This window comes from Paracoccus sp. L-17, from assembly GCF_056857655.1.
In genome coordinates, this window is record NZ_JBSXNM010000035.1 from 70,230 (window position 1) to 92,678 (window position 22,449).

The following is a 22,449-nucleotide window of genomic DNA, read 5'->3' on the forward strand; positions in this document are numbered from 1 at the left end:
TTTTCCCGCCACGCGTTACCATTATGATCGCGCCGATGACCGATTCGCACCGCCTGCCCGAAATCGCCCGCGCTTTTCTGCGCCTCGGCCTGACCAGTTTCGGCGGCCCCATCGCCCATCTGGCCTATTTCCGCGAGGATCTGGTCCTCCGCCGCAACTGGATCACTGATGCCCGCTATGCCGAGATCGTCGCGCTGAGCCAGTTTCTGCCTGGTCCCGCCTCGTCCCAGACCGCCTTTGCCCTGGGCTGGCAGCGCGGCGGCGCGACGGGGGCGTTGACGGCGACGCTGGCCTTTACCCTGCCCTCGGCGCTGGCGATGATTCTGCTGGCGGCGACGGTCGGCGCGGCGCCGCCCGACGAGGGGCTGGCCGGCGGCCTGATTGCCGGGCTGAAGATTACCGCCGTGGCGATCGTGGCCCATGCGGTTTTCGGCATGGCGCGCATGCTGGCGCCGTCGGGCGCGCGGGCGGGGATCGCGCTGGCCGCGCTGGCGTCGCTGTCGGCGATGCCGACCGCCGCCTGGATGCAGGTCGTGGTCATCGCCGGCGGTGCGCTTGCGGGTCTGCTGCTGCGGGTGGCACGCCTGGCCGAGGCACAGCCTCAGCAGCCGCTGCGCGGCCCGTCGCGGCGCAACGCGGCGCTGTGCGCGATCCTGTTCGGGGTCTTGCTGCTGCTTTCGCCGCTGCTGGTCGGTGCGGGCATTCCGGCCCGGATCGCGGAGGTCTTTTACCGCGCGGGGGCATTGGTTTTCGGCGGCGGCCATGTGGTGCTGCCACTGCTCGAAGCGGGAACCGTGCAGGGCGGCTTGGTGCCCGAGGCCAGTTTCCTGGCCGGCTATGGCGCGGCGCAGGCCATGCCGGGGCCGCTTTTCACCTTTGCCGGCTGGCTGGGACAGATCGCGGGCGGCCCGGCGGGCGCGATCATCGGCCTGATCGCGATCTTCCTGCCGGGATTTCTGCTGATGGCGGCCGCCCTGCCCTTCTGGTCGGCGATTTCGGCCAGTCACCGGGCGCGCCACGCCGGCGCCGGCGCGAACGCGGCGGTCGTGGGCGTGCTGGGCGCGGCGCTTTATGATCCGGTCTTTACAGGCGGCGTCACGCAATCCGGGGATTTCGCGCTGGCGGTGACCCTGTTCCTGATGCTGTCCTTGTGGCGGCGACCGGCCTGGCAGGTCGTGATCACGGGCGCGCTCGGCGGGATGGCGCTGGCGCTCTAGCGGTCCGGATCAGCCGGGGTCAGGACCGGCCAGTCCAGGCCGGCATCCGGCCATTCGCGAATGAAAGACCCCCCGCGTCTCGCTGCCACGGCGCGGGGGGCTGGGGTCAGGCTGCGCCTCTTGCCGGACGCATCTGCTTCGATAGGGGCGCGAGAGGGAGGAGGGAAACCCGCGACCTGGCCTGACATGGCAATGCGTGGCCTGCGACAGGCCCCGCGCAGTCGGTTCAGCTACAACCTGAGGTGCCGCCGCAGGTGTTGCACTTCATGCAGGTGCCGTTGCGGACCAGCGTGTAATTGCCGCATTCGCCGCAAGGATCGCCCTCGTAGCCCTGCATCTTGGCCTTTTTGCGCTGGTCGATCGGCGCAGCCGCGACCGGGGCGGCCTGAAAGCCGGCGCCGCCTTCGGCCATGCCGGTGGCGACCGCCGTCCTCGAAGCGCCGCCCTGCAGCACCATCAGGTCCTGCGGCAAGCGTTTGCGCAAATATCCGGCGCTGCTGATCTGCTTCAGCATGGTCAGCGATTTCAGTTCGGCCTGCTCGGTCACCGGGGCCAGGTTCTGACCCTCGTGTTCGCCGCCACCAAGATCGTCGAATGACGCCCCTTCCGGCTTCACATGGGCCAGATCGGTGCGGTCGAGATAGCTGACCGCCAGTTCGCGGAACACGTAATCCAGGATCGAGGTGGCGTTCTTGATGCTGTCATTGCCCTGAACCATCCCCGCCGGTTCGAACCGGGTGAAGGTAAAGGCATCGACAAATTCCTCCAGCGGCACGCCGTATTGCAGGCCGACCGATACGGCGATGGCGAAATTGTTCATCATCGCCCGGAAGCCCGCGCCTTCCTTGTGCATGTCGATGAAGATCTCGCCCAGGCCGCCATCATCGTATTCGCCGGTCCTCAGATAGACCTTGTGGCCGCCGACGATGGCCTTCTGGGTATAGCCCTTGCGCCGCTGCGGCAGTTTCTCGCGGTGGCTGCGCACGGCCTCCTTGACGATGATCCGCTCGACGATCTTTTCGGCGACGATTGTGGCCTTTTCACGGGCGCTGCCGGTGGCGAGGATTTCCTCGGCCTCCTCGTCGTCTTCGACCAGGGCCGCGGCCAGCGGCTGCGACAGCTTGGATCCGTCGCGGTACAGGGCATTGGCCTTGATGCCGAGGCTGTGCGACAGCTCGTAGGCGGCCAGCGCGTCGGCGATGGTGGCGCTGTTGGGCATGTTGATCGTCTTGCTGATCGCGCCCGAGATGAAGGATTGCGCGGCGGCCATCATGTGGATGTGGCTGTCCACGGACAGATACCGCTTGCCGCGCTTGCCGCAGGGATTGGCGCAGTCGAAGACCGGCAGATGTTCATCCTTCAGGAAAGGCGCGCCTTCCAGCGTCATCGTTCCGCAGACGTGATCGTTGGCGGCGTCGATCTGCTGCTTCGAGAAGCCCAGATGCCGCAGCAGATCAAAGGCGGGATCGTTCAGCTTGTCGGCCGGGATGCCCAGCGTCTGCCTGCAGAAATCCTCGCCCAGTGTCCATTGGTTGAAGACGAAGCGGATATCGAACGCCGTGGCCAGGGCGGCCTCGACCTTCTCGATCTCGCGCGGGCCGAAACCGTGCCCGGCCAGCGCGGTGTGATTGATGCCGGGGCAATTGCCAAGGCTGGCATGGCCCACCGCATAGGCGATGATTTCCTCGATCTGGGCGGATGCATAGCCCAATGTGTCAAGCGCGGCCGGGACCGACTGGTTGATGATCTTGAAATAGCCGCCTCCGGCCAGCTTCTTGAACTTGACCAGTGCGAAGTCGGGCTCGATTCCGGTCGTGTCGCAATCCATGACCAGCCCGATCGTGCCGGTTGGCGCAATGACGGTCGACTGGGCGTTGCGGAACCCGTGATCCTCGCCCAGCGTCAGCGCTTCGTCCCAGGCCTCGCGGGCCAGTGCGACCAGACGCGGATCGGGGCAATTGCCGGCATCCAGCGCCACGGGGCGGACATTGATGCCGTGATAGGCCTCGGTTCCGTGGGCCGCGGCGCGGTGGTTGCGAATCACGCGCAGCATGTGCTCGGCGTTGCGCCCGTATCCGGGAAACGCCCCCAGCTCCGACGCCATCTCGGCCGAGGTGGCATAGGCAATGCCGGTCATGATCGCGGTCAGCGCGCCGCACAGCGCGCGGCCCTGATCACTGTCATAACCCAGGCCCATGTTCATCAGCAGGCCGCCGATATTGGCATAGCCCAGGCCCAGCGTGCGGTAATCATAGCTGCGCTGCGCGATCTCCTTGCTGGGGAATTGCGCCATCAGCACGCTGATCTCCAGCGTCACGGTCCACAGCCGCGTGGCGTGGACATAGGCATCGGCGTCGAAACGCTCGCCGGTCCAGAAGCTCAGAAGGTTCATCGAGGCCAGGTTGCAGGCCGTGTCGTCGAGGAACATGTATTCGCTGCACGGGTTCGATCCGCGGATGGCGCCGTCCTCGGGGCAGGTATGCCAGGCATTGACGGTATCGTGGAACTGGATTCCCGGATCGGCGCAGGCCCAGGCGGCATGACCGACCTGATCCCACAATTCGCGGGCGCTGACGGTCCTGGCGACCTTGCCATCGGTGCGGCGCAGCAGCTCCCACGGCCTGTCATCGCGGACCGCGTTCAGGAAGGCGTCGGTGACGCGGACCGAATTGTTGCTGTTCTGTCCCGAGACGCTGACATAGGCCTCGCTGTCCCAGTCGGTATCGTAGGTCGGGAATTCGATACTGTCGAAACCCTGACGGGCATATTGCAGCACGCGGTTGATATAGGTTTCGGGTATCATCGCCTTCTTGGCACCCCGGATCGCAGCTTTCAGACCGTCATTGACGGCCGGGTCGGTCGCATCCTCGATGCTGCCGTCCCAGGCGCCGATGGCGGCGAAGATGTCGTTCAGCTTCGCCTCGTGGGCCTTGGACCCGGCGACGAGGCTGGCGACCTTCTGTTCCTCGATGACCTTCCAGTTGATGAAGGCTTCGATATCGGGGTGATCCATGTCGCAGATCACCATCTTGGCGGCGCGGCGGGTGGTGCCGCCCGACTTGATCGCGCCGGCCGCCCGGTCGCCGATCTTCAGAAAACCCATCAGGCCGCTGGACCTGCCGCCGCCCGACAGGCTTTCGCCCTCGCCGCGCAGACTGGAGAAATTGGTGCCGGTGCCGCTGCCATATTTGAACAGGCGCGCCTCGCGGACCCACAGATCCATGATCCCGCCCTCGTTCACCAGATCGTCGCCAACCGACTGGATGAAGCAGGCATGGGGCTGGGGATGTTCATAGGCGCTGGCCGACTTGACCAGCTTGCCGGTCCTGAAATCGACATAGAAATGCCCCTGCGACGGGCCGTCGATGCCATAGGCCCAGTGCAGGCCGGTATTGAACCATTGCGGGCTGTTGGGCGCGGCCATCTGTCGGGCCAGCGTGAAGCGCATCTCGTCATAATAGGCGCGGGCGTCTTCTTCGTTGGAAAAATACCCGCCTTTCCAACCCCAATAGGCCCAGGCCCCGGCCAGACGGTCAAAGACCTGTCTGGCGCTGGTCTCGCCGCCGTAGCGCTGGCTTTCGGGCAGGGCCTCCAGCGCATCGGTATCGGCCACGCTGCGCCACAGGAAATCCGGCACGCCCTTTTCCCTGACCCGCTTCAGCAGCAGGGGCACGCCGGCCTTGCGGAAATATTTCTGCGCGATCACGTCGCTGGCGACCTGGCTCCAGCCCTTCGGCACCTCGACCTGATCATTGCGAAAGACGATCTTGCCGTCCGGGTTGCGGATCTCGCTGGTTGTCATGGTGAAGTCCACCGCGCCATAGGCCCCGGATTCCTCGGTGGTGAAACGCCGCTCGATTTTCATGCCTGCCCCTCGTTCATGCTCGTATCGCTGTCCCCGCGCCCCTGCCCCGGTACCATGGACATGCATCCCCAGCCTTCCACTTGCGGCAGAAGGCAGTCAGGCGCGGCAAGCGCCTGCAAGGCTTTCGATCAGGGTCCGGCCCGGTGTTTCGTGGTGCCGGTGGCAGCCGCCACCACATCTTGTGCCACCTTCGCCGTGAAATACAAACTGACGCCAGATTTGGTCGGTTTCAACTATTTTTTTACCATATGCGCGAAAGATTGGGCGTTGACAGACCCGGTTCGGCGTCGCCGTGGATTCGCTCACAGCTTTGCTCGCCGCAAGTTGTCCGCCCCTCAGAGGAGCCAAATAAGTTATTTATCGTCAATCACATACGGAATTTTATCCGGAACTTTTCCACAGCCTTATCCGCGATTCATCCAGAGGTTGTGCACAGCTGATGCGACAAGGCCACAATGACAGAATTCAGCGATCTGGATGCCGGATCGCCTGGTCGGTGACGATCAGATCCAGCGGCTGATCGAAGGGCTCTGCCGGGATTTCGGGCAATTCCTGCGTCGCGAAGGCCAACCCGATCGCGCAGACCGGGCCCGCGGCGCGCAGCAATTGCAGGCTGCGGTCGTAATAGCCGCCGCCATAGCCGATTCGGTTGCCGGCCTTGTCGAAGGCGGCCAACGGCACGATCAGAACCGAGGGCGTCAGGACGGGTGCCGATTCGGGCGGATGGGCGGTGCCATAGGGACCGGGTTCCAGCGCGCCGCCGTCCCAGGCACGAAAGATCAGCGCGACCCCCCTGCCCGTCACCACGGGCAGGGCCAGCGGGCCCGAATGGGCCATCATGGCCGGGCGCGGATCGGCCTCGCCGCGCATCGGCCAGTAGCCCGCCAGCCCGGCCCCCGCATGGGGCGCCAGCGCCTGTGTCAGATGGCGGGTGATCCCCGTCGCGTCGCCCTGGCCCGCCAGCCGCGCGGCCAGCGCCCGCGCCCGCAGCGCGGCCTTTGCGGCGGCGCTCACAGCAGCACGGCCGAGGCAAGACCGAGGAAGGCGAAGAAGCCCACGACGTCGGTCACGGTGGTCACGAAGGTGCCCGAGGCCAGCGCCGGATCGGCGCCCACCCGTTCCAGAGCCAGCGGGATCAGGATGCCGGCAAGGGCGGCAACGGCAAGATTGACGATCATCGCGATGCCGATGACGGCGGCCAGCGACACGCCGTCGAACCAGAACCACGCCACCACGCCCATCACCAGCGCAAAGGCCAGCCCGTTCATCACCCCGACGATCGCCTCGCGCCGGACCACGCGCCAGACATTGCTGCCGGTCAGGCTTTTGGTGGCCAGCGCGCGGACCGCGACGGTCAGGGTCTGGGTGCCGGCATTCCCGCCCATCGAGGCGACAATCGGCATCAGCACCGCCAGCGCGACAATCTGCTGGATCGTCGCCTCGAAGATCGCGATGACCAGCGAGGCGACGATGGCGGTGAAAAGATTGACCAGCAACCAGGGCAGCCGCTGGCGCAGGGTCTCGACCACGGTATCGGTGATCGCCGAATCCTCGCCCACGCCGGCAAGGCGCAGGATGTCTTCCTCGTGTTCCTCATCCATGACGTTCATCGCGTCATCCATGGTGATCACGCCGACCAGCCTTTCGTCCCGATCCACGACCGGGGCCGAGATCAGGTGATACTGGTTGAAGGCATAGGCCACGTCGCCTTCCTCGGCATAGGCGCTCACGGTGCGGAAACTGTCCTCGGTGATGTCGCTCAGGGCGGTGGCACGGGGCGAGGCCAGAAGGCGGCCAAGCGCGACATATCCTGTCGGATGGCGGCGCGGATCGACAAGAATCACGTGGTAGAACTGTTCCGGCAGCCACTCCTCGCTTCGCAGAAAGTCGATCGCCTCGCCGACGGTCCAGTGCTCGGGGGCGGTCACGGTCTCGGACTGCATCAGTCGGCCGGCGGAATATTCGGGATAGCCCAGCGATTGCTGGACCGCCGCCCGGTCGCTGTCATCCAGCGCGGCGAGAATTTCGGCCCGGCCGGATTCGTCCAGATCCTCGATCAGGTCGACGACATCGTCGCTGTCCATCTCGCGGACAGCCTCGACCAGCACCGCGCGGGGCAACTGTTCCAGCACCTCTTCGCGGATGCCCTCGTCGATTTCGGACAGGATCTCGCCGTCGATCTCGCCGGAATAGAGATGCAGAAAGGCGCGACGCTCGGCGCTGGAAAGCTGCTCGATCACGTCGGCGATGTCGGCGGCGTGCATCGGCTCCAGCAGGTCGTTCAGACGTGCCGAATCCTCGTCCTCGATGGCGGCGTGGATGCGATCCAGCAGGTCGTCGCGCAGCTGGAAATCCTCGTCGTCGCGATCAGCGGCGTCGGCGGCGATCTCGTGGTCCGTTTCCGGGCTCTTGTCGTCGTCGGCCATGCCTCGTCTCCTGCCGTTCGAGGTTCCGTGACTGATTAGGTCGGGCGCGCTAGCGGTTCAACAGGTCAAGCGCCTCGCGGTGCAATTCCGGGCTGCCGGCGGCGACCACCTGCCCGCCCCCGGCGGCAGAGCCGCCCTGCCAGTCGGTCACGATCCCGCCCGCCGCCTGGACCACCGCCAGCGGTCCGGCGATGTCATAGGCTTGCAGGCCCGCCTCGATCACCAGGTCGATCTGCCCCATCGCCAGAAGCGCGTAGGCATAGCAGTCCAGACCATAGCGCGTCAGCCGCGCTTGTTGCGAGACGCGGCGGAAAGCGGCGGCCTCGGCCCCGGTGCCGATTTCGGGGAAGGTGGTCATCAGCAGGGCGTGGTTCAGCGCGACCCGTGTGCGGGCGCGCAGCGGCGAGGTGCCGCCGCGATGGGTCAGACGGGCGATCCCGAAGCCGCCTTCGAAACGTTCGCCGAGATAGGGCTGGTCGATCAGCCCGTATCGGATCCCGCCCGCGTCGCGCAGGCCGATCAGGACACCCCAGCTTGGCGCCCCGCACAGAAAGGCGCGGGTGCCGTCGATCGGATCGAGGATCCAGGTCAGACCGCTGCTGCCGTGCCGCGATCCGAATTCCTCGCCAAGCACGGAATCGTCCGGGCGGCGTTCGGCCAGAACCCTGCGCATGGCGGTCTCTGCGGCACGGTCGGCCTCGGTTACGGGATCGAAACCGGCCGGGCGCTTGTTTTCGGCCAGAATGCCGGTTCGGAACAGCGGCAGGATCGCGCGCCTTGCGGCATCGGCCATCAGGTGCGCGGTCTCGATGATCTGCTGCCTGTCTTCCATCGGCGCCCCCGTGACATTGCGTCACGAGGTCTAGCCGCATCGGCCCGGACCCGCCACCCCCGGCGGCGGCCGGTGCAAGACGGACCGTGACACCAGCCGGTCAGCGGCGGTTTTCCTGGCCGTCTTCTGCCTTTCAGGCAGCGTCCGACAGAACCCGCGCCAGTTCGAAGATCTGCCGACGCTGCGCGGCCGGCATCGCATAATAGGCGCGAACCAGTTGCAGCGCCTCCTTGTCGGCCAGAATGTCGCCCGTGACCTCATCGGCCAGCGCGCCTTCATGAAGGCCCTCGAAGAAGAAGCTGACGGGGACATCCACCGCGCGGGCGATGTCCCACAACCGGGACGCCGAGACCCGGTTCATCCCGGTCTCGTATTTCTGGATCTGCTGGAACTTGATCCCGACCTTGTCAGCAAGCTGCTGCTGGGTCATTCCGATCATCCAGCGACGATGGCGGATACGCTTACCAACATGAACATCAACACCGTGCTTCATCGTCCTACCTCGCTCAATCTAAAGAGGCAGTAGCCCAAGGTGTCACAATTATCGAGTGTCAACATGGTTAACAGGCCCGTTTCTGACCAAAAAGACAGGTCGGGGTTTCCGTAGTCCTGTCCATTTGGACAGGTTGGCACAACGGGATGAAGTCATTGCGTTAATTATGGAGAGACAGAAATGGCCGAGACGATTCGAATCGCCGAAATCACCGCTTTGGGACAGGTGCCCGTGCTGCGCGACGCCGGCCCGCCCGCGGCCGGCCCGGACGAGGTTCTGGTGCGGATCGGCGCCGCCGCGCTGAACTTTGCCGATCTGCTGAAGGCAAGCGGCCAATACCAGGAAAAGGCCACGCCGCCCTATGTTCCGGGGCTGGAGGGTGCGGGCCAGGTCGTCGCGGCGCCCGACGGCTGCGGGTTGCAGCGTGGCGACCGGGTGGCGGTGCTGCATCCGGGCACGATGGCCCAGATCGTTGCGGTGCCTGCGGATGCCTGCCTGCCCCTGCCCGATGCGATGCGCGACGAACAGGCGGCCGGTTTCCAGATCGCCTACGGCACCAGCCATCTGGCCCTGACCATGCGGGCAAAGCTGAAACCGGGCGAAACGCTGGCGGTGCTGGGCGCCGCGGGTGGCGTCGGATTGACCGCGGTCGAGATCGGCCGGGCGATGGGTGCGCGCGTCATCGGGGTTGCCCGCGGGCGCGAAAGGTTGCAGGCGGTGCGCGCCGCCGGTGCGGATCTGGTCATCGACAGCGACGATTGCCCGGATCTGAAGGCCGCGCTGCGCGATTGCGGGGGGATCGACGTGGTCTATGATCCGGTCGGCGACCGGCCCGGCGCCGCAGCCTTCGGCGCCCTGAAGCGCGGCGGTCGCTTTCTGGCCATAGGCTTCGCCGGCGGCCAGCCCCCGGTCCTTGCGCTGAATCACGCGCTGGTCAAGAACATCGCCATTCACGGCTTCTACTGGGGCGGCTATGCCAGCCTGGATCCGCAAGCCCGGCGCGACAGCATGACGGCGCTTCTGGCCTTGTTCGAGGCCGGCCGGCTGAAGCCGGTCGCGGGCAGCAGCCTGCCGCTGGAGCGGCTGGACGAGGGCTTCGAGATGCTGCGGCGACGCAAATCCGTTGGAAAAGTCGTGATAACCCTGTAAACAGCGCAGATGTGATACGCGCGGCATATTGAATCGCGGGCCGGGTCTGCCAATATGATCGGCATGACTTGGGGCCGTTGAGCCCAACCGCAAAAGGGAGACGTAGATGGCAGATTACAATACGTACCGCTCGGCCCAGAGCGTCGGCACCCGGACGGGTGCGGTCGATGAAGGGCTGCGGGCCTACATGAACAAGGTTTATGGGCTGATGGCGGTCGGCATGGGTGTAACCGCCGTCGCAGCCTATGGCATCAGCAGCGCCGCGGTCGATTCCGCCGGCCAGTTGACGCAATTGGGCACCGCAATCTATGCCTCGCCCCTGAAATGGGTGATCGTCTTCGCGCCCTTGCTGATGGTCTTCGCCTTCGGCGCCGCCCTGAATCGCCTGTCGGTGCAGGCCGCGACAATGATGTTCTACGGTTTCGCGGCGCTGATGGGGCTGTCGATCAGTTCGATCTTCCTGGTCTATACGCCGTTCTCGATCGTGCAGACCTTCCTGGTGACGGCGATCGCCTTCTCGGGACTTTCGCTGTGGGGCTATACCACGAAGAAGGACATCTCGGGCTGGGGCAGCTTCCTGATCATGGGTGTGATCGGCCTGATCGTCGCCTCGATCGTGAACATCTTCCTGCAATCCTCGGGGATGCAATTCGCGATCTCGGCCTTGGGTGTGCTGATTTTCGCCGGTCTGACCGCCTATGACACGCAGAACATCAAGAATACCTACCTGCGGCTGGCGGGTTCGGATCAGGATTTCCTCGGCAAATCCGCGATCATGGGCGCCTTGCAGCTCTATCTCGACTTCCTGAACCTGTTCATGTTCCTGCTGCAATTCATGGGCGGACGCGAATAAGGCGCAATTTTGCAAAGACACGGGAAAAGGCCGGGCAATCGCCCGGCCTTTTTCATTGACGCCCCGATCATCATGGTTCCGGTCAGCTTGCCGGGCCACCGATCAGGCGCAGCACCACCATTCCCGGAGACCGCTGCGGATCGGTGACGAAAGACAGGCTGCCCGCGCCCAGGCCCGGCAGCGACAGCGCAATGTCGCGGGCCAGAGCAGCATCGGCATCGTAGGCATAGCTGACCGCGCTGCCGGCGTCGGGCGGCGCTGCGGTTTCCACGATCTCGGTCCAATATCCCGTCGCGTCGAACACGCGGATCAGATCGCGCGCGAAACGCGACGCCGCGGCGTCGCCGGGCGAAACCTGGATCCGGATCAATCCGGACGGCGCCTCGCCTTCGTCACCGGCCTGATCGAAAACCTGCCACGGCATCGCGGCATAGCGTGACGCGGCAGGGCCGACGCGCGACACCCGCCAGACCAGCCGCCCTGTCGTGCCGGCCAGATCGACGCGCAGCGCCGAGCCCGGGACATCGTCGGAAAACACCATCCGCGCCGGGTCGGACGGCCTGTCTCTCCGGGCGATTTCAACCCGGAAAGGCAGAGCCCGGGCCGCAGGCGCGCCGGCCCATGCCATCTCGGCCCTGATCGGTCCGGACCGGGCCGGATCCCGCGGGACCAGCCCGGCCGAAAGCGGGATCGGCGGCTCCAGTCGGCGCTGTCCGGGCGGGGGCGGCGCCAGATTTGCCAGCCGATCCGCCGCCGCCGGCAGGCCGCCGCCCACATCCTCCAGCCAGTAGCGGGCAAGATCCGCGTTCCTCGGCACCCCGTCACCCGCAGCAAGGATAAGCCCCAGGTTATAGCGTGCCCTGACATGCCCGTTCGCCGCGGCCCGACCATACCAACCCGCTGCCGCCCGGGGATCGCGCGCCACGCCGTCGCCGGAATCCAGCAGCACCGCCGCGTTGAATTGCGCCTCGGCCAGTCCAAGTCTGGCGGCCTTCAGATACAGAGCCAGCGCGGCGGCGGCATCGCGCGGCCCGCCCAGGCCCAGATCGCGCAACAGCCCCAGCCGCACCATCGCCTCGGCCGAACCCTCGTCCGCCGCGGCCTGCCACACCGCATCGGCGCGGGCGAAGTCGCGAGCCTCGAAAGCCTGCTGGCCATCTCCAAGCGGATCCGCCCCGGCGGACAGCGCCAGGCCAAGGGATAGAGACAGCGCACCGGCCCAGACCGACTGGCAGCCTCTATCGCCAAGAAATTTCGACAACGCGATTTTCTCGTTTGGCGATCCCGTCATCGGTCTCGACGGCCAATTCGCTCGTGCCGCGTCCCAGGACCTGCAACCGATCGACGGGAATGCCTCTTTCCACCAGGCCGTCGGCCACGGCCTGCGCGCGCCAGATCGACAGGCGAAGATTGTAATCGGGCTTGCCGACCGTATCCGCCCCCCCGGCCACGATCATGACGATGGGGTTGCCGTCCCGGAACAGGCGCGCCGCCTGATCAAGCGTGCCGCGCCCATCGGAGGAGATGCCGGCGCTGCCGGTCTGAAAATAAATCTTCAATGTGTCTGCATTCGTCTGCTGAGCGCTGACGGAGGTTGCAAGCGCCAGGCCGACGCTGAGAGCAATCAAGAGGGGATATCGTCTGAACATGAAGCTACCTTTCACCTGACCCCGCAAGCCTAATCCCCACATGGCCGATGTCCTTACAAGATTTGGTGTTCGGCCGGGTTTCCGCGGCTTTTCGCTGTTCATTTCTATCTTGCAGAGAACCGATCCCTTGCGCCTCGCCTTCTGAGCGAAACCCGCCGGTCGCGCGCGCGAATCGCGCCGCCGCCCGTCCGATCGCAACCGGTGCGCGACGACCGCGCCGCCGCGCCCGTCCGAAGCGCGACAAACTTTCATGGTTTTCCGGCCAGCCATTAACGGATCGGACAGCCCCCCTGCGCTAGTGTGCAAACATTGCAAGTCTCGGCAGCGCGAATGGGTGGGCAGTGACGGATGAAATCGTGGAAACCGGGGCACCCGCCCCCGGCGAACAGAGCAGCGGTTGGGCCGATGCCCTGCCCGCTCTGGTCCTGCTGGTGCTGGGGCTGGCAGGACTGGCGACGGCCACCATTCTGACCAGCACCGTTCCCGGGCAATATCTGATCCTGGCACGCCCCGGGACGGCGACCGGGGCGATCCTGGACATGGTCTATCGCGCGCGCGGCGGCATCGTGGGCTTCGGCGGACTTCCCGGAATAGCCCTTGCCGCATCAGACGATCCGGGTTTCGCGGAGGCCGTCCGTGCCGAAGGCGCCTGGATCGTTCTGCCCTCGCCCAAGCTGCTGGGCTGTTTCGGTCCCCCCGGAAGAGATCTGTGATGAACGCCGAAATTCATCGCTTGCGCGAACGTTTCGGCGCGCTTCTGGTCTGGCTGCTGTGGGCGCATGTGCCGGTGCTGGGCGCGGCGGCGGCATGGAACAAGGTCATGTCGGTGCCGGCCGCCATGCTGATTGGGGCGGGACTCGCGCTGATCTATCACATCGCCTGGCTGCGTTGCGGCACGGGCGCGGTCACGCGCAACCTGTCAGGCATCGTGCTGATCGGAGAGCCGGCCTTTCTGCTGATCCTGTTTGCCGGTCACCCCTGGCAGATGGACATGCACATGTATTTCTTTGCCGTCATCGCATTGAACATCGCCTGGTTCGACCGCGCGGTAATCGTATTTTCGGGAACCGGCACGGCGCTGCACCATCTGCTGCTGCTCTATTTCCTGCCCTATGCGGTGTTTCCCAGCGACGGCGATCTGGCGCGCGTCGTCCTGCACGCCGTCATCGTCATTTTCCAGATGCTGGTGCTGCTGTGGGTGATCGACATGGTTCGCAAGGCCTTCGAGCGGATCAGCGTGATGAGCGATGAACTGATCGCCAAAAGCGTCGCGCTGGAAGATCGCAATCGCCTGGTCGAGGAATCCAGCCGCGCGAAAAGCATGTTCCTGGCCAATATCAGTCACGAGATTCGCACACCGATCAACGCCGTCCTGGGATTTTGCCACCTGTTGCAGCGTTCGCGCCTGGAACCACGCCAGCGCGACCACGTGGCCAAGCTGAACGATGCCGGCGTCTCGCTGCTGCGACTGATCAACGACGTCCTCGATTTCTCGAAGAACGAGGCCGGCAAGCTGACGCTGGAATCGCATGATTTCGACCTTCGCGCCGCGATCGGCAGCCAGATCCAGCTTGTCGAGGAAAGCGCGCGGGCCCGGGGCCTTTCATTGGCGGCGCGGATCGACGATCGCATTCCTGCGCTGGTCACAGGCGACGAGTTGCGCCTGAATCAGGTCGTGCTGAACCTGCTCAGCAACGCGATCAAGTTCACCGAAAAGGGTGGCATCACCATCTCGGTCCGACAGATCAGGAGCGATGCGGACGGGGTTTGTATCGAATGCGCGGTCAGCGATACCGGCATCGGGATGACAGCCGCCCAGCAGACGCATATCTTCGCCTCGTTCATGCAGGCCGACAGTTCCACCACCCGGCGCTTCGGAGGGACCGGACTGGGCCTGGCCATCTGCCGCCAGATCGTCGAACAGATGGACGGCCGGATCGAGGTTCAAAGCACCCCGGGCCTGGGCAGTGTCTTCACCTTCACGATGCGGCTTGGGATCGGGGCCGATGCAAGCTGTCAGGCGCCACTGCCCCATGATCGCCTGCGGGCGTTGCGGGTGCTGGTGGCTGACGACAACCCGGCCTCGCGCGATTTCATCGACGCGACCCTGACCCGCTGGAACATGCGGGGCGATCTGGTCCCGTCGGGCTCCGAGGCGCTGGCAATGCTGGAACGCGAGGCAATGGCCGGCAACCCCTATGATCTGGTTCTTCTGGACTGGAAGATGCCAGGAATGGATGGCTTGCAGACGGTCCGGGCGATGCAATCCAGCCCGCATCTGGCGGTAATGCCGACAACGCTGATCGTCACCGCCTATCCGATCGACGAATTCATCCGGGACCAGGATCGTGCCGCGATCAGCGCAGTCCTGCGCAAACCGCTTGATGCACACGGCCTGCTGGACATGCTGAACCAGTTGATTCCGCCCGCCGCGCCGCCCGTCAGTTCCGGCGCCGACCTGCGCGCTTCGTCCGCCGGTCTGCACCTTCCGCAAGCGATGCAGGGCCTTTGCGTTCTGCTGGTCGAGGATAACGCGATCAATCGCGAGATCGCGGTGGAGTTGCTGAACGACGCGGGTCTGGTCGTCGATTGCGCCGAAAACGGTGTCATCGCCTGTCGCAGGATTCTGGATGAGGATCATGGCTACGCGGCCGTGCTGATGGATGTGCAGATGCCCGAGATGGACGGCGTGGCGGCCACGAAGCTGATCCGGCAGACACATTCGGCCGATTGCCTGCCGATCATCGCCCTGACCGCCCACGCCTACGAAGAAGAGCGGCAGCGCTGCCTTGGAGCCGGCATGAACGACCACATCTCGAAACCCGTGGATCCCGATCAGTTGATCAGGGTTCTTGGAACCTGGCTGAAGACCGGACCGCAGGCGGTCCGGAAAGAGCGGACACGTGCCGGTGCGACCGGCTTGGTGCCCGTCCTGCCTGCACAACTGCCGCCCTTCGGCCTGGACCGCGCGCTTCGTCGCGTGAACGGAAAGGCCGCATTGTTGCGGCGTCTGATCGTCAGTTTCGGGGAAAGCTACGGCCGTGTCGGCGACGATCTGCGCGCCATGATCCGGGCTGGGCGGATCGAGGATGCGGCGCGGCTGGCCCACACCCTGAAAAGCGTCGCCGGATCGCTGGAACTGGCCGAGGTGCCGGATCTGGCCGGGCAGATCGAGGCGGCGCTTGGCGCCGGCGAATCCGGCGCCGTGGCCGGGTTGATCGCGGAACTGGCGGACAGGATGGCGCCGGCCATCGCCGCGGCAAACAGCCTTCAGCCCGCGCCGTCGCAGGCAAGTGCCGACGCCCCGGCTGCCGCGCGGATCAACGCGGCTTCGCACGCCTCGGCCGAGGCTCGGGCCGCCCGGGATGCGCTGCGCCAACAACTGTGTCGCAGGAGCCTTTCGGCACGAGCCGGTTTTCACGCCTTTGCCGATGCCCTGGGCCTGGACGCCGGCACGCGTGACGCCCATCCCGTGCTTCAGGCTCTGCTGCGACTGGATTATGCCGAGGCGCTGCGCCTTCTGGACGGCACGCAGCCCGAAACCGGTCCCGACAATGGTGAGGTCGCAACATGAGCAAACCGGTCATCATGATCGTGGACGACGAGATCGCGAATATCGAGATCATGGGCGCTGTCCTGGGCGAGGATTACGAGATCTGCTTTTCCCGTTCGGGGGAAGATGCGTTGCGGGTCGTTCAGCGGGTGACGCCGGATCTGATCTTGCTGGATATCGTGATGCCGGGCTTGGATGGCTACGAGGTGTGCAGAAAGCTGAAAGACGACCCCGCCACGGCCGACATACCGGTGATCTTCACCACCGGCCTTTACCACACCGAGGACGAGGTGCGCGGTCTGGCCGCCGGGGCCATCGATTATGTCACCAAACCGATTCAGCCGGTTGCCCTGCGCAGCCGTGTGGACAACCATATCGAATTGAAGCGGATGCGAGACCAGTTGGCCAATCTGGCGATGACGGACGGGCTGACGGGTCTTGGCAACCGCCGGCTTCTGGAAAAGCTGCTTCAGACCGAACTGCGCCGCCTCTCTCGCGAGGGCGACTGGCTGTCCTTCATCATGCTGGATATCGATTTCTTCAAACAGTTCAACGATCTTTATGGGCATCTTGAAGGGGACCAGTGCTTGCGCAAGGTGGCTTCGGCACTAGGCGGCGCGGTCCGGCGAAGCGGCGATACCTGCCTGCGCTATGGCGGCGAGGAATTCGCCTGCATCCTGCCGCGCACCGATCACGATGGCGCGCTGGAGGTGGCCGAGGACATGCGCCGGAGGGTCGAGGCTCTGGGTATCGGCAACGGCGGCTCTGATGTCAGCCCTGTCGTGACCGTCAGCATCGGCGTCGCCAGCGGTCGCTGCTCGTCCGAATTGTCGATGGAATTGTGGATCTCGACCGCCGACGCCATGCTTTACCAGGGCAAGCGCAGCGGCCGGAACCGCGTCGAGGGCCATGTCATGATCCCGGCCTCGGGGGCGGAAATCCTGGGGCATGGGGAACGCCGCGAGGCAGGCTGATCGTCGGCCATCACCGGTCGCGGTGGCATCGATGCGTCGGCGTGCATCATCCGACACAAGCGGGCCAGGACCCGGGCAAAGCCGCGATGCTGCTTTCAATGAAAATCCCGGCTGGGGAAAAGTCGTTTCGCCTGATCGCGGGGATGGCCGGCATGGGCGGGTTGATGTTTCGGGCGCGGCGCGATGTCCGCGCGGGGCGAGGTCGTGCCGACCGCACCCTCAAGCGGATGGCCCAGTTCGGCAAGGCGATGGGACAGATCCTCGATCCGATCGGCGATCAGATGCACCACGATGCCTTCGCGTTCCAGCCGCCCGGTGACTCGCAACAGCCGCCCGCCCATCACCGCGCGGCGGAAACGGTCATGGATGCGCCGCCAGACGACGACATTGGCCACCCCGGTCTCGTCCTCCAGCGTCAGGAAGATCACGCCCGATGCCGTGCCGGGGCGCTGGCGGGTGATGACGAGGCCGCAGACCGAAACCCGGCGCGGCGGAACCCGTGGCAGATCACGGTTCGGGATCAGGCCCGGCAGGCGCGGGCGCAGCAATTCCATCGGATGGGCGCGCAGCGACAGGCGCAGGGCGACGTAATCCTCGACCACCTCCTCGCCCAGATGCATGGCGGGCAGCGCAACCTGCGGCTCGCAAGTGGCCTCGCCATCCAGCGGATCGGAAAACAGCGGCAGCGGCGCGGGTGCCCGGATCGCACGGACCTGCCACAGCGCGTCACGCCGGGTCAGGCCGATGGCGGCGAAGGCGTCGGCCTCGGCCAGCCGTTCCAGCACGGCGGGCGGAATTCCGGCGCGCAGCCACAGGCTTTCGACATCGGTATAGCCGTTGCCGCGACATTCTTGGATCCGCCGGGCATCGCCGTCGCGAAAGCCCCGGATCTGGCGAAATCCCAGCCGCAGTGCCCATGCGCCATCGGCGCGCCGTTCCAGCCGGTTGTCCCAGAGGCTGGAATTGACGCAGACGGGGCGGATCTCGACCCCGTTCTCGCGCGCGTCCCGGACGATCTGGGCGGGGGCGTAAAACCCCATCGGCTGCGAATTCAGCAACGCGCAGGCAAAGATCGCCGGATGATGGCATTTCAGCCATGACGAGACATAGGTCAGCATCGCGAAGGCCGCCGCGTGGCTTTCGGGAAAGCCGTAATCGGCAAACCCCTCGATCTGCGAGAAACATTGTTCTGCCACCCCACGGTCATAGCCGTTCGACAGCATCCCCTGCACAAAGCGTTCGCGATGCTCGCCGATCGTGCCCATGCGCCGGAACGAGGCCAGCGAGCGGCGCAGGCGGTCGGCCTCTTCGGCGCTATAGCCCGCACCGACGATGGCGATCTGCATGGCCTGTTCCTGAAACAGGGGCACCCCCAGGGTCCGCCGCGTCACCTCGGCCAAGGCCGGGCCGAAAGGTTCGGCTTTCTCCAGCCCCTGACGGCGGCGGATATAGGGTTTGACCATGCCGCCCTGGATCGGGCCGGGGCGGACGATGGCGACCTCGATCACCAGGTCGTAGAATTCACGCGGCTTCATCCGCGGCAGGAAATTCATCTGCGCCCGGCTTTCGACCTGAAAGACGCCCACCGCATTGGCCTGTTGCAGCATCCGGTAGGTCGGCTCGTCCCCCTGCGGCACCGAACCGAGGCTGTGACGGATGCCTTCGTGGCTTTCCAGAAGGTCAAAGCTCTTGCGGATGCAGGTCAGCATCCCCAGCGACAGGACATCGACCTTCAGGATGTTCAGCGCGTCGATATCGTCCTTGTCCCAGCCGATGACGGTGCGGTCCTCCATCGCCGCATTCTCGACCGGACACAATTCGTCCAGCCGCCCCCGGGTGATGACGAAACCGCCGACATGCTGGGACAGATGGCGCGGAAAACCGATGATCTCGCGGATCAGGCGGATCGTCTGCGACAGGCGGCGATCCCGCGGATCAAGACCCAGTTCGCGCATCCGTTCGGGATCCGCGCCCGCGTTCGACATCCCCCAGATCTGGCCCGACAGCGCGGCGGTCACGTCCCCGGACAATCCCATCACCTTGCCCACCTCGCGGATCGCCGCGCGCGAACGGAAATGGATCACCGTGGCGCAAAGGCCCGCGCGATGGCGGCCATATTTCCCGTAGATCCACTGGATCATCTCTTCGCGGCGCTCATGTTCGAAATCCACGTCGATATCGGGCGGCTCGCCGCGATGGCGCGAGATGAAGCGTTCGAAGACCATGCCGATCAGATCGGGGCTGACATCGGTGATGCCCAGCAGGTAGCACAGGATCGAATTGGCGGCCGAGCCGCGCCCCTGGCACAGGATGCCGCGTCGGCGTGCCTCGGCCACGATGTCGTGGACGGTCAGGAAATAGGCGGCGTATTTCAGTTCCTCCACCAGGGCCAGTTCCTTGTCGATCAGATCATGGACCCGCTGCGGCGCGCCACCCGGATAGCGCCGCGCCAGACCCTCGCGGGTCAGCCGGACCAGCCTGTCCTGAGGCGCCTCGTCTGCGGCCACCTCGTCGGGATAATCGTAGCCGAGCTGGTCGAGATCGAAGCAGCACAGCGAGGCGATCTGGGTCGTGCGACGGATCGCGGCCGGGTGACGGGCAAAGAGACGGTCCATCTCGGCGGGGGATTTCAGGCGGCGCTCGGCATTGGGCAGGGCACGGCTGCCGATGCGGTCGATGCTGATCCCCTCGCGCAGACAGGTCAACACATCGGCCAGACGGCGCCGGGCGGCGCGGTGCATCAGCACGTCACCCACCGCGACCATCGGGGCCGCCACCCTGTGGGCCAGCGCCGCGCAGGTATCGAACCAGGCCTGATCGCTGCCGTCGTAACGCGGCGCGGCGCCCAGAAAGACCCGCCCCGGATAGCGCCGGGCCATCGCCTGCACCGGCGCGATCGCCCGGTGCGGCTCGGTTGGCGGCAGCGCGATCAGGATCAAGCCCCGGCAGCCGGTCAGCAGATCGTTCAGCATCAGCCGGCATTCGCCCTTGGCGGCCCGCCGCTTGCCACGGCTCAGCAGCCGCGACAGCCGGTGCCATGCGGGTCGGTCGGTCGGCAGGGCCAGCCATTCGACCGGACAATCCTCGGCCACCAGACGGCTGCCGACGATCAGTTTCGGCAACAGCCGGTCCGCGGCCCCGACGGTTTTCCATTCCCCCACCGGCTGATGCGAGCAGGTGTCGACCTGCACGGTCGAGCGGATCGTGGCCTTGCCCAGTTCGCGCCGCATTTCTTTCAGCGCGGTATGGGCGCGCACCACGCCGGCGACGGAATTGCGGTCGGTGATGGCGATGGCGGCAAGGCCCAGTTCGGCGGCGCGGGCGACCAGTTCCTCGGGATGCGAGGCGCCGGTCAGGAAGGTGAAATTCGTGGTCACGGCCAGTTCGGCATAGCTCATGCGAATTCCCCCTGGACGAACCAGCCGGGATCCTGCGGCGTGTGGAACAGCCACAGCCGCCTGCCCTGCCGGGTTTCAAGCCGCCAGTAATCGCGCAGCCCCGACCGCCAGGCGGGATCATCCAGCCACCATTCCGGCGCGATCCGTTCCGGGCCGGTGGCGCGGGCCGTGGCAAAGATCATCCGCCGCCAGCGAAACCGGGCCGGGGGACGCGCGCCCGAAGCGGCAACGGGTTCGGGCGGAAACAGGATCACCGGGCGCGGGCGCGGCGCGGACCAGCCGGTCTCGGCGCGGCTGTGGGCGGCTGCGGCGGCTACGAAGCCGCGTTCGGGAATGTGGCTGTCGGCGGGCAGGAAACGCAGCAGGTTTTCCAGCCCGATCCGGGTTCCGATCCGGGTCATCAGGTCGTCCAGCCTGTCTTGGCCGTCTTGGCTGTCATGACTGCCGGTGGCGGTCGCAGACCCGATCTGCTGGATCGGCAGCGGCTGGACCAGGGTCGCCTCCAGCCGGATCTGATCGATGCCGAAACCGGCATCGACCTCGGCGATGCCGCGTTCGAACAGGGGCAGGATTCGGGCCGTCTCGCGCATCGGGGCGGCAAGGCGCAATTCCACCTGACGGCTGACCTGATCAACGCGGCGCAGGGTCAGGATCAACCGCCGCGCGCCGGTCTCTTGTGCCTTCAGCCGGTCGCAGAGCGGACCCAGAAGTTGACCGACAGCCGCCATCACGTCGTCCAGAAGGCCGACCGGATCGGGCAGGTTCAGGCGCAGGGCATAGCGAACGGGATCGGCTTCGGGGGTGATCGGCTCGGCTGCCTCGCCCATCGCCTGATCCAGCCGCATCAGCAGGCCGGGGCCAAAGCGGCGGGCCAGGGGCGCGCGCGCCGTCCCCGCCAGATCGCCGATACGGCGCAGGCCAAGACGTTGCAGCGCCATCACCATATCCGCATCCAGCCGCAGCCCGGCGACCGGCAGCGGGGCAAGGGCCGCAAGCGGCCGGCCCGCGGGCGCGATCCCCTCGCCATGCCGGGCCAGCGCCCATGCCGCGCCGCGCGTGTCGCCCGCGCCGAGGCGCAGCGTCAGCCCGGCCCGGGCGGCGCGGGCGCGCATGTCGGCCAGCATCGCCGCCTCGCCGCCCCACAGATGCGCCGCGCCGGTGATGTCCAGAACCAATCCGTCAGTCCCGTCCAGCCCGACCCAGGGGCAATAGCGCGTGGCCCAGCGGCGCAGGGCGACCAGGAATGCCCGATCGCCCTGGGGATCGCCGGTCCGGGTGACCAGATCGGGACAGAAGGCACGGGCATCGGCAAGGTTCATGCCGGGCCACAGACCACGGCTTTCGGCCGCGACGTTCACGCAGGCCAGACGCTCGGCATTGTTCCGGCTCACGATCAGCGCGAAGGGCGCCTCAACCGGGCGTGCCCGCAGGGCCCGGTCGCTCGCCAGCCGGGGAAACCACATGCAGACCACGCGCTTCCGGATCCCATCGAACATGCCAGGCCCCGATTGTTCCTGATTTGTTCTTGATAATTTCCCATTGCATCAGAGTCGAGTCCCCCCGCCCGTCATCCAGGATCGGGACCGCCCGCCAGCGCGTCTCGGCGGCATTGCTGCCCATGTTTTCGGGGATGATGCACAGGCCGGTCGTGCCCCCCGCCCCGGCAGCCAGTTGCAGTCGCCGCCCTTCGCGCAGGTTCAGCGGGCGGGTGATCTGGGCCACCACGAAGGGAATGGCGCCGTCACGCAAGGCCTCTTCGGCGGCCGCAAGGCTGTCGGTCTGGTTCGCGCTGCGCGCCACCAGCAGACGCGACGGATCGATGAACGGCGCAAGTCCCAGCGGATTGAGCATGTCGCCGCGCCATGCCTCGCGCAGCCACAGGACCGGACCTTGCGCCGGGGCGGCGGCGATGGCGGCAAAGGCCGTCGCGCCGGCCCCGCAAACCTCATGGACGCGCGCGACGCGCAGCGGAAAACAATCATCGAAATCGGGTCGCATCGCCCCGAAGCTAGGCAAGCCGACAGATCTGTCAAGCCGGTC

The 22,449-nt window shown here is 66.0% G+C and carries 16 protein-coding genes; 6 read left to right on the top strand and 10 right to left on the bottom strand.

The window, feature by feature from the left end:
- Nucleotides 1-35 precede the first annotated feature (35 nt).
- Entirely contained in the window at nt 36-1,217 is a 1,182-nt protein-coding gene (chrA, locus tag AC13CR_RS08150) for a chromate efflux transporter (protein ID WP_292978573.1), read from the top strand.
- Nucleotides 1,218-1,443: 226 nt separating this feature from the next.
- Here chrA and AC13CR_RS08155 read toward each other — a convergent pair whose 3' ends face one another.
- The 5 genes from AC13CR_RS08155 to AC13CR_RS08175 form a co-directional block, all read right to left on the bottom strand.
- Nucleotides 1,444-5,082: a vitamin B12-dependent ribonucleotide reductase gene (locus AC13CR_RS08155; protein WP_446232601.1), complete on the bottom strand. Its 3,639-nt coding sequence runs from the start codon at nt 5,080-5,082 to the stop codon at nt 1,444-1,446.
- Nucleotides 5,083-5,547: 465 nt separating this feature from the next.
- The gene (locus AC13CR_RS08160; protein WP_292951460.1) at nt 5,548-6,096 is read right to left on the bottom strand and encodes a 5-formyltetrahydrofolate cyclo-ligase; all 549 of its coding nucleotides are present in this window, start codon (nt 6,094-6,096) and stop codon (nt 5,548-5,550) included.
- On the bottom strand, nt 6,093-7,508 hold the full coding sequence (gene mgtE / locus AC13CR_RS08165) for a magnesium transporter (protein WP_292951457.1): 1,416 nt from the start codon (nt 7,506-7,508) through the stop codon (nt 6,093-6,095). Before mgtE ends, AC13CR_RS08160 begins: the two co-directional genes overlap by 4 nt.
- 49 nt (nt 7,509-7,557) lie before the next feature.
- Nucleotides 7,558-8,340 (bottom strand): inositol monophosphatase family protein, encoded by a 783-nt coding sequence (locus tag AC13CR_RS08170; RefSeq protein ID WP_292951455.1) that lies wholly within the window; start codon nt 8,338-8,340, stop codon nt 7,558-7,560.
- A 133-nt stretch (nt 8,341-8,473) separates the two neighbouring features.
- Nucleotides 8,474-8,833 (bottom strand): helix-turn-helix domain-containing protein, encoded by a 360-nt coding sequence (locus AC13CR_RS08175; protein WP_292951452.1) that lies wholly within the window; start codon nt 8,831-8,833, stop codon nt 8,474-8,476.
- A gap of 180 nt (nt 8,834-9,013) precedes the next feature.
- Between AC13CR_RS08175 and AC13CR_RS08180 the strand changes: the two genes are divergently transcribed.
- Together AC13CR_RS08180 and AC13CR_RS08185 are read left to right on the top strand one after the other, a co-directional pair.
- Nucleotides 9,014-9,982, top strand: coding sequence for an NADPH:quinone oxidoreductase family protein (locus AC13CR_RS08180; protein WP_292951449.1), 969 nt, complete (start codon nt 9,014-9,016; stop codon nt 9,980-9,982).
- A gap of 106 nt (nt 9,983-10,088) precedes the next feature.
- Entirely contained in the window at nt 10,089-10,835 is a 747-nt protein-coding gene (locus AC13CR_RS08185; RefSeq protein ID WP_292951446.1) for a Bax inhibitor-1/YccA family protein, read from the top strand.
- A gap of 82 nt (nt 10,836-10,917) precedes the next feature.
- Here AC13CR_RS08185 and AC13CR_RS08190 read toward each other — a convergent pair whose 3' ends face one another.
- Both AC13CR_RS08190 and AC13CR_RS08195 read right to left on the bottom strand, forming a co-directional pair.
- Entirely contained in the window at nt 10,918-12,096 is a 1,179-nt protein-coding gene (locus AC13CR_RS08190; RefSeq protein WP_292951443.1) for a tetratricopeptide repeat protein, read from the bottom strand.
- Nucleotides 12,074-12,754 (bottom strand): OmpA family protein, encoded by a 681-nt coding sequence (locus AC13CR_RS08195; RefSeq protein WP_482919993.1) that lies wholly within the window; start codon nt 12,752-12,754, stop codon nt 12,074-12,076. Before AC13CR_RS08195 ends, AC13CR_RS08190 begins: the two co-directional genes overlap by 23 nt.
- A gap of 71 nt (nt 12,755-12,825) precedes the next feature.
- Here AC13CR_RS08195 and AC13CR_RS08200 point away from each other — a divergent pair, with 71 nt between their 5' ends.
- Genes AC13CR_RS08200 through AC13CR_RS08210 form a run of 3 tightly spaced genes read left to right on the top strand, consistent with a single transcriptional unit; the run spans nt 12,826 to nt 17,011 of the window.
- Nucleotides 12,826-13,197, top strand: a complete 372-nt coding sequence (locus AC13CR_RS08200) for a hypothetical protein (RefSeq protein WP_292951437.1) — start codon at nt 12,826-12,828, stop codon at nt 13,195-13,197.
- On the top strand, nt 13,197-16,058 hold the full coding sequence (locus tag AC13CR_RS08205) for a response regulator (protein WP_446236457.1): 2,862 nt from the start codon (nt 13,197-13,199) through the stop codon (nt 16,056-16,058). The genes AC13CR_RS08200 and AC13CR_RS08205 overlap by 1 nt, the downstream gene beginning before the upstream one ends.
- Nucleotides 16,055-17,011, top strand: coding sequence for a diguanylate cyclase (locus AC13CR_RS08210; protein WP_292951431.1), 957 nt, complete (start codon nt 16,055-16,057; stop codon nt 17,009-17,011). Before AC13CR_RS08205 ends, AC13CR_RS08210 begins: the two co-directional genes overlap by 4 nt.
- Before the next feature lie 95 nt (nt 17,012-17,106).
- On the opposite strand, the gene AC13CR_RS08215 is transcribed toward AC13CR_RS08210, so the two are convergent.
- Genes AC13CR_RS08215 through AC13CR_RS08225 form a run of 3 tightly spaced genes read right to left on the bottom strand, consistent with a single transcriptional unit; the run spans nt 17,107 to nt 22,407 of the window.
- Nucleotides 17,107-20,409 (bottom strand): error-prone DNA polymerase, encoded by a 3,303-nt coding sequence (locus AC13CR_RS08215; protein WP_292951428.1) that lies wholly within the window; start codon nt 20,407-20,409, stop codon nt 17,107-17,109.
- Nucleotides 20,406-21,905, bottom strand: coding sequence for a Y-family DNA polymerase (locus tag AC13CR_RS08220; RefSeq protein ID WP_292951425.1), 1,500 nt, complete (start codon nt 21,903-21,905; stop codon nt 20,406-20,408). The genes AC13CR_RS08215 and AC13CR_RS08220 overlap by 4 nt, the downstream gene beginning before the upstream one ends.
- Nucleotides 21,820-22,407 (bottom strand): ImuA family protein, encoded by a 588-nt coding sequence (locus AC13CR_RS08225; RefSeq protein WP_292951422.1) that lies wholly within the window; start codon nt 22,405-22,407, stop codon nt 21,820-21,822. Before AC13CR_RS08225 ends, AC13CR_RS08220 begins: the two co-directional genes overlap by 86 nt.
- Nucleotides 22,408-22,449 lie beyond the last annotated feature (42 nt).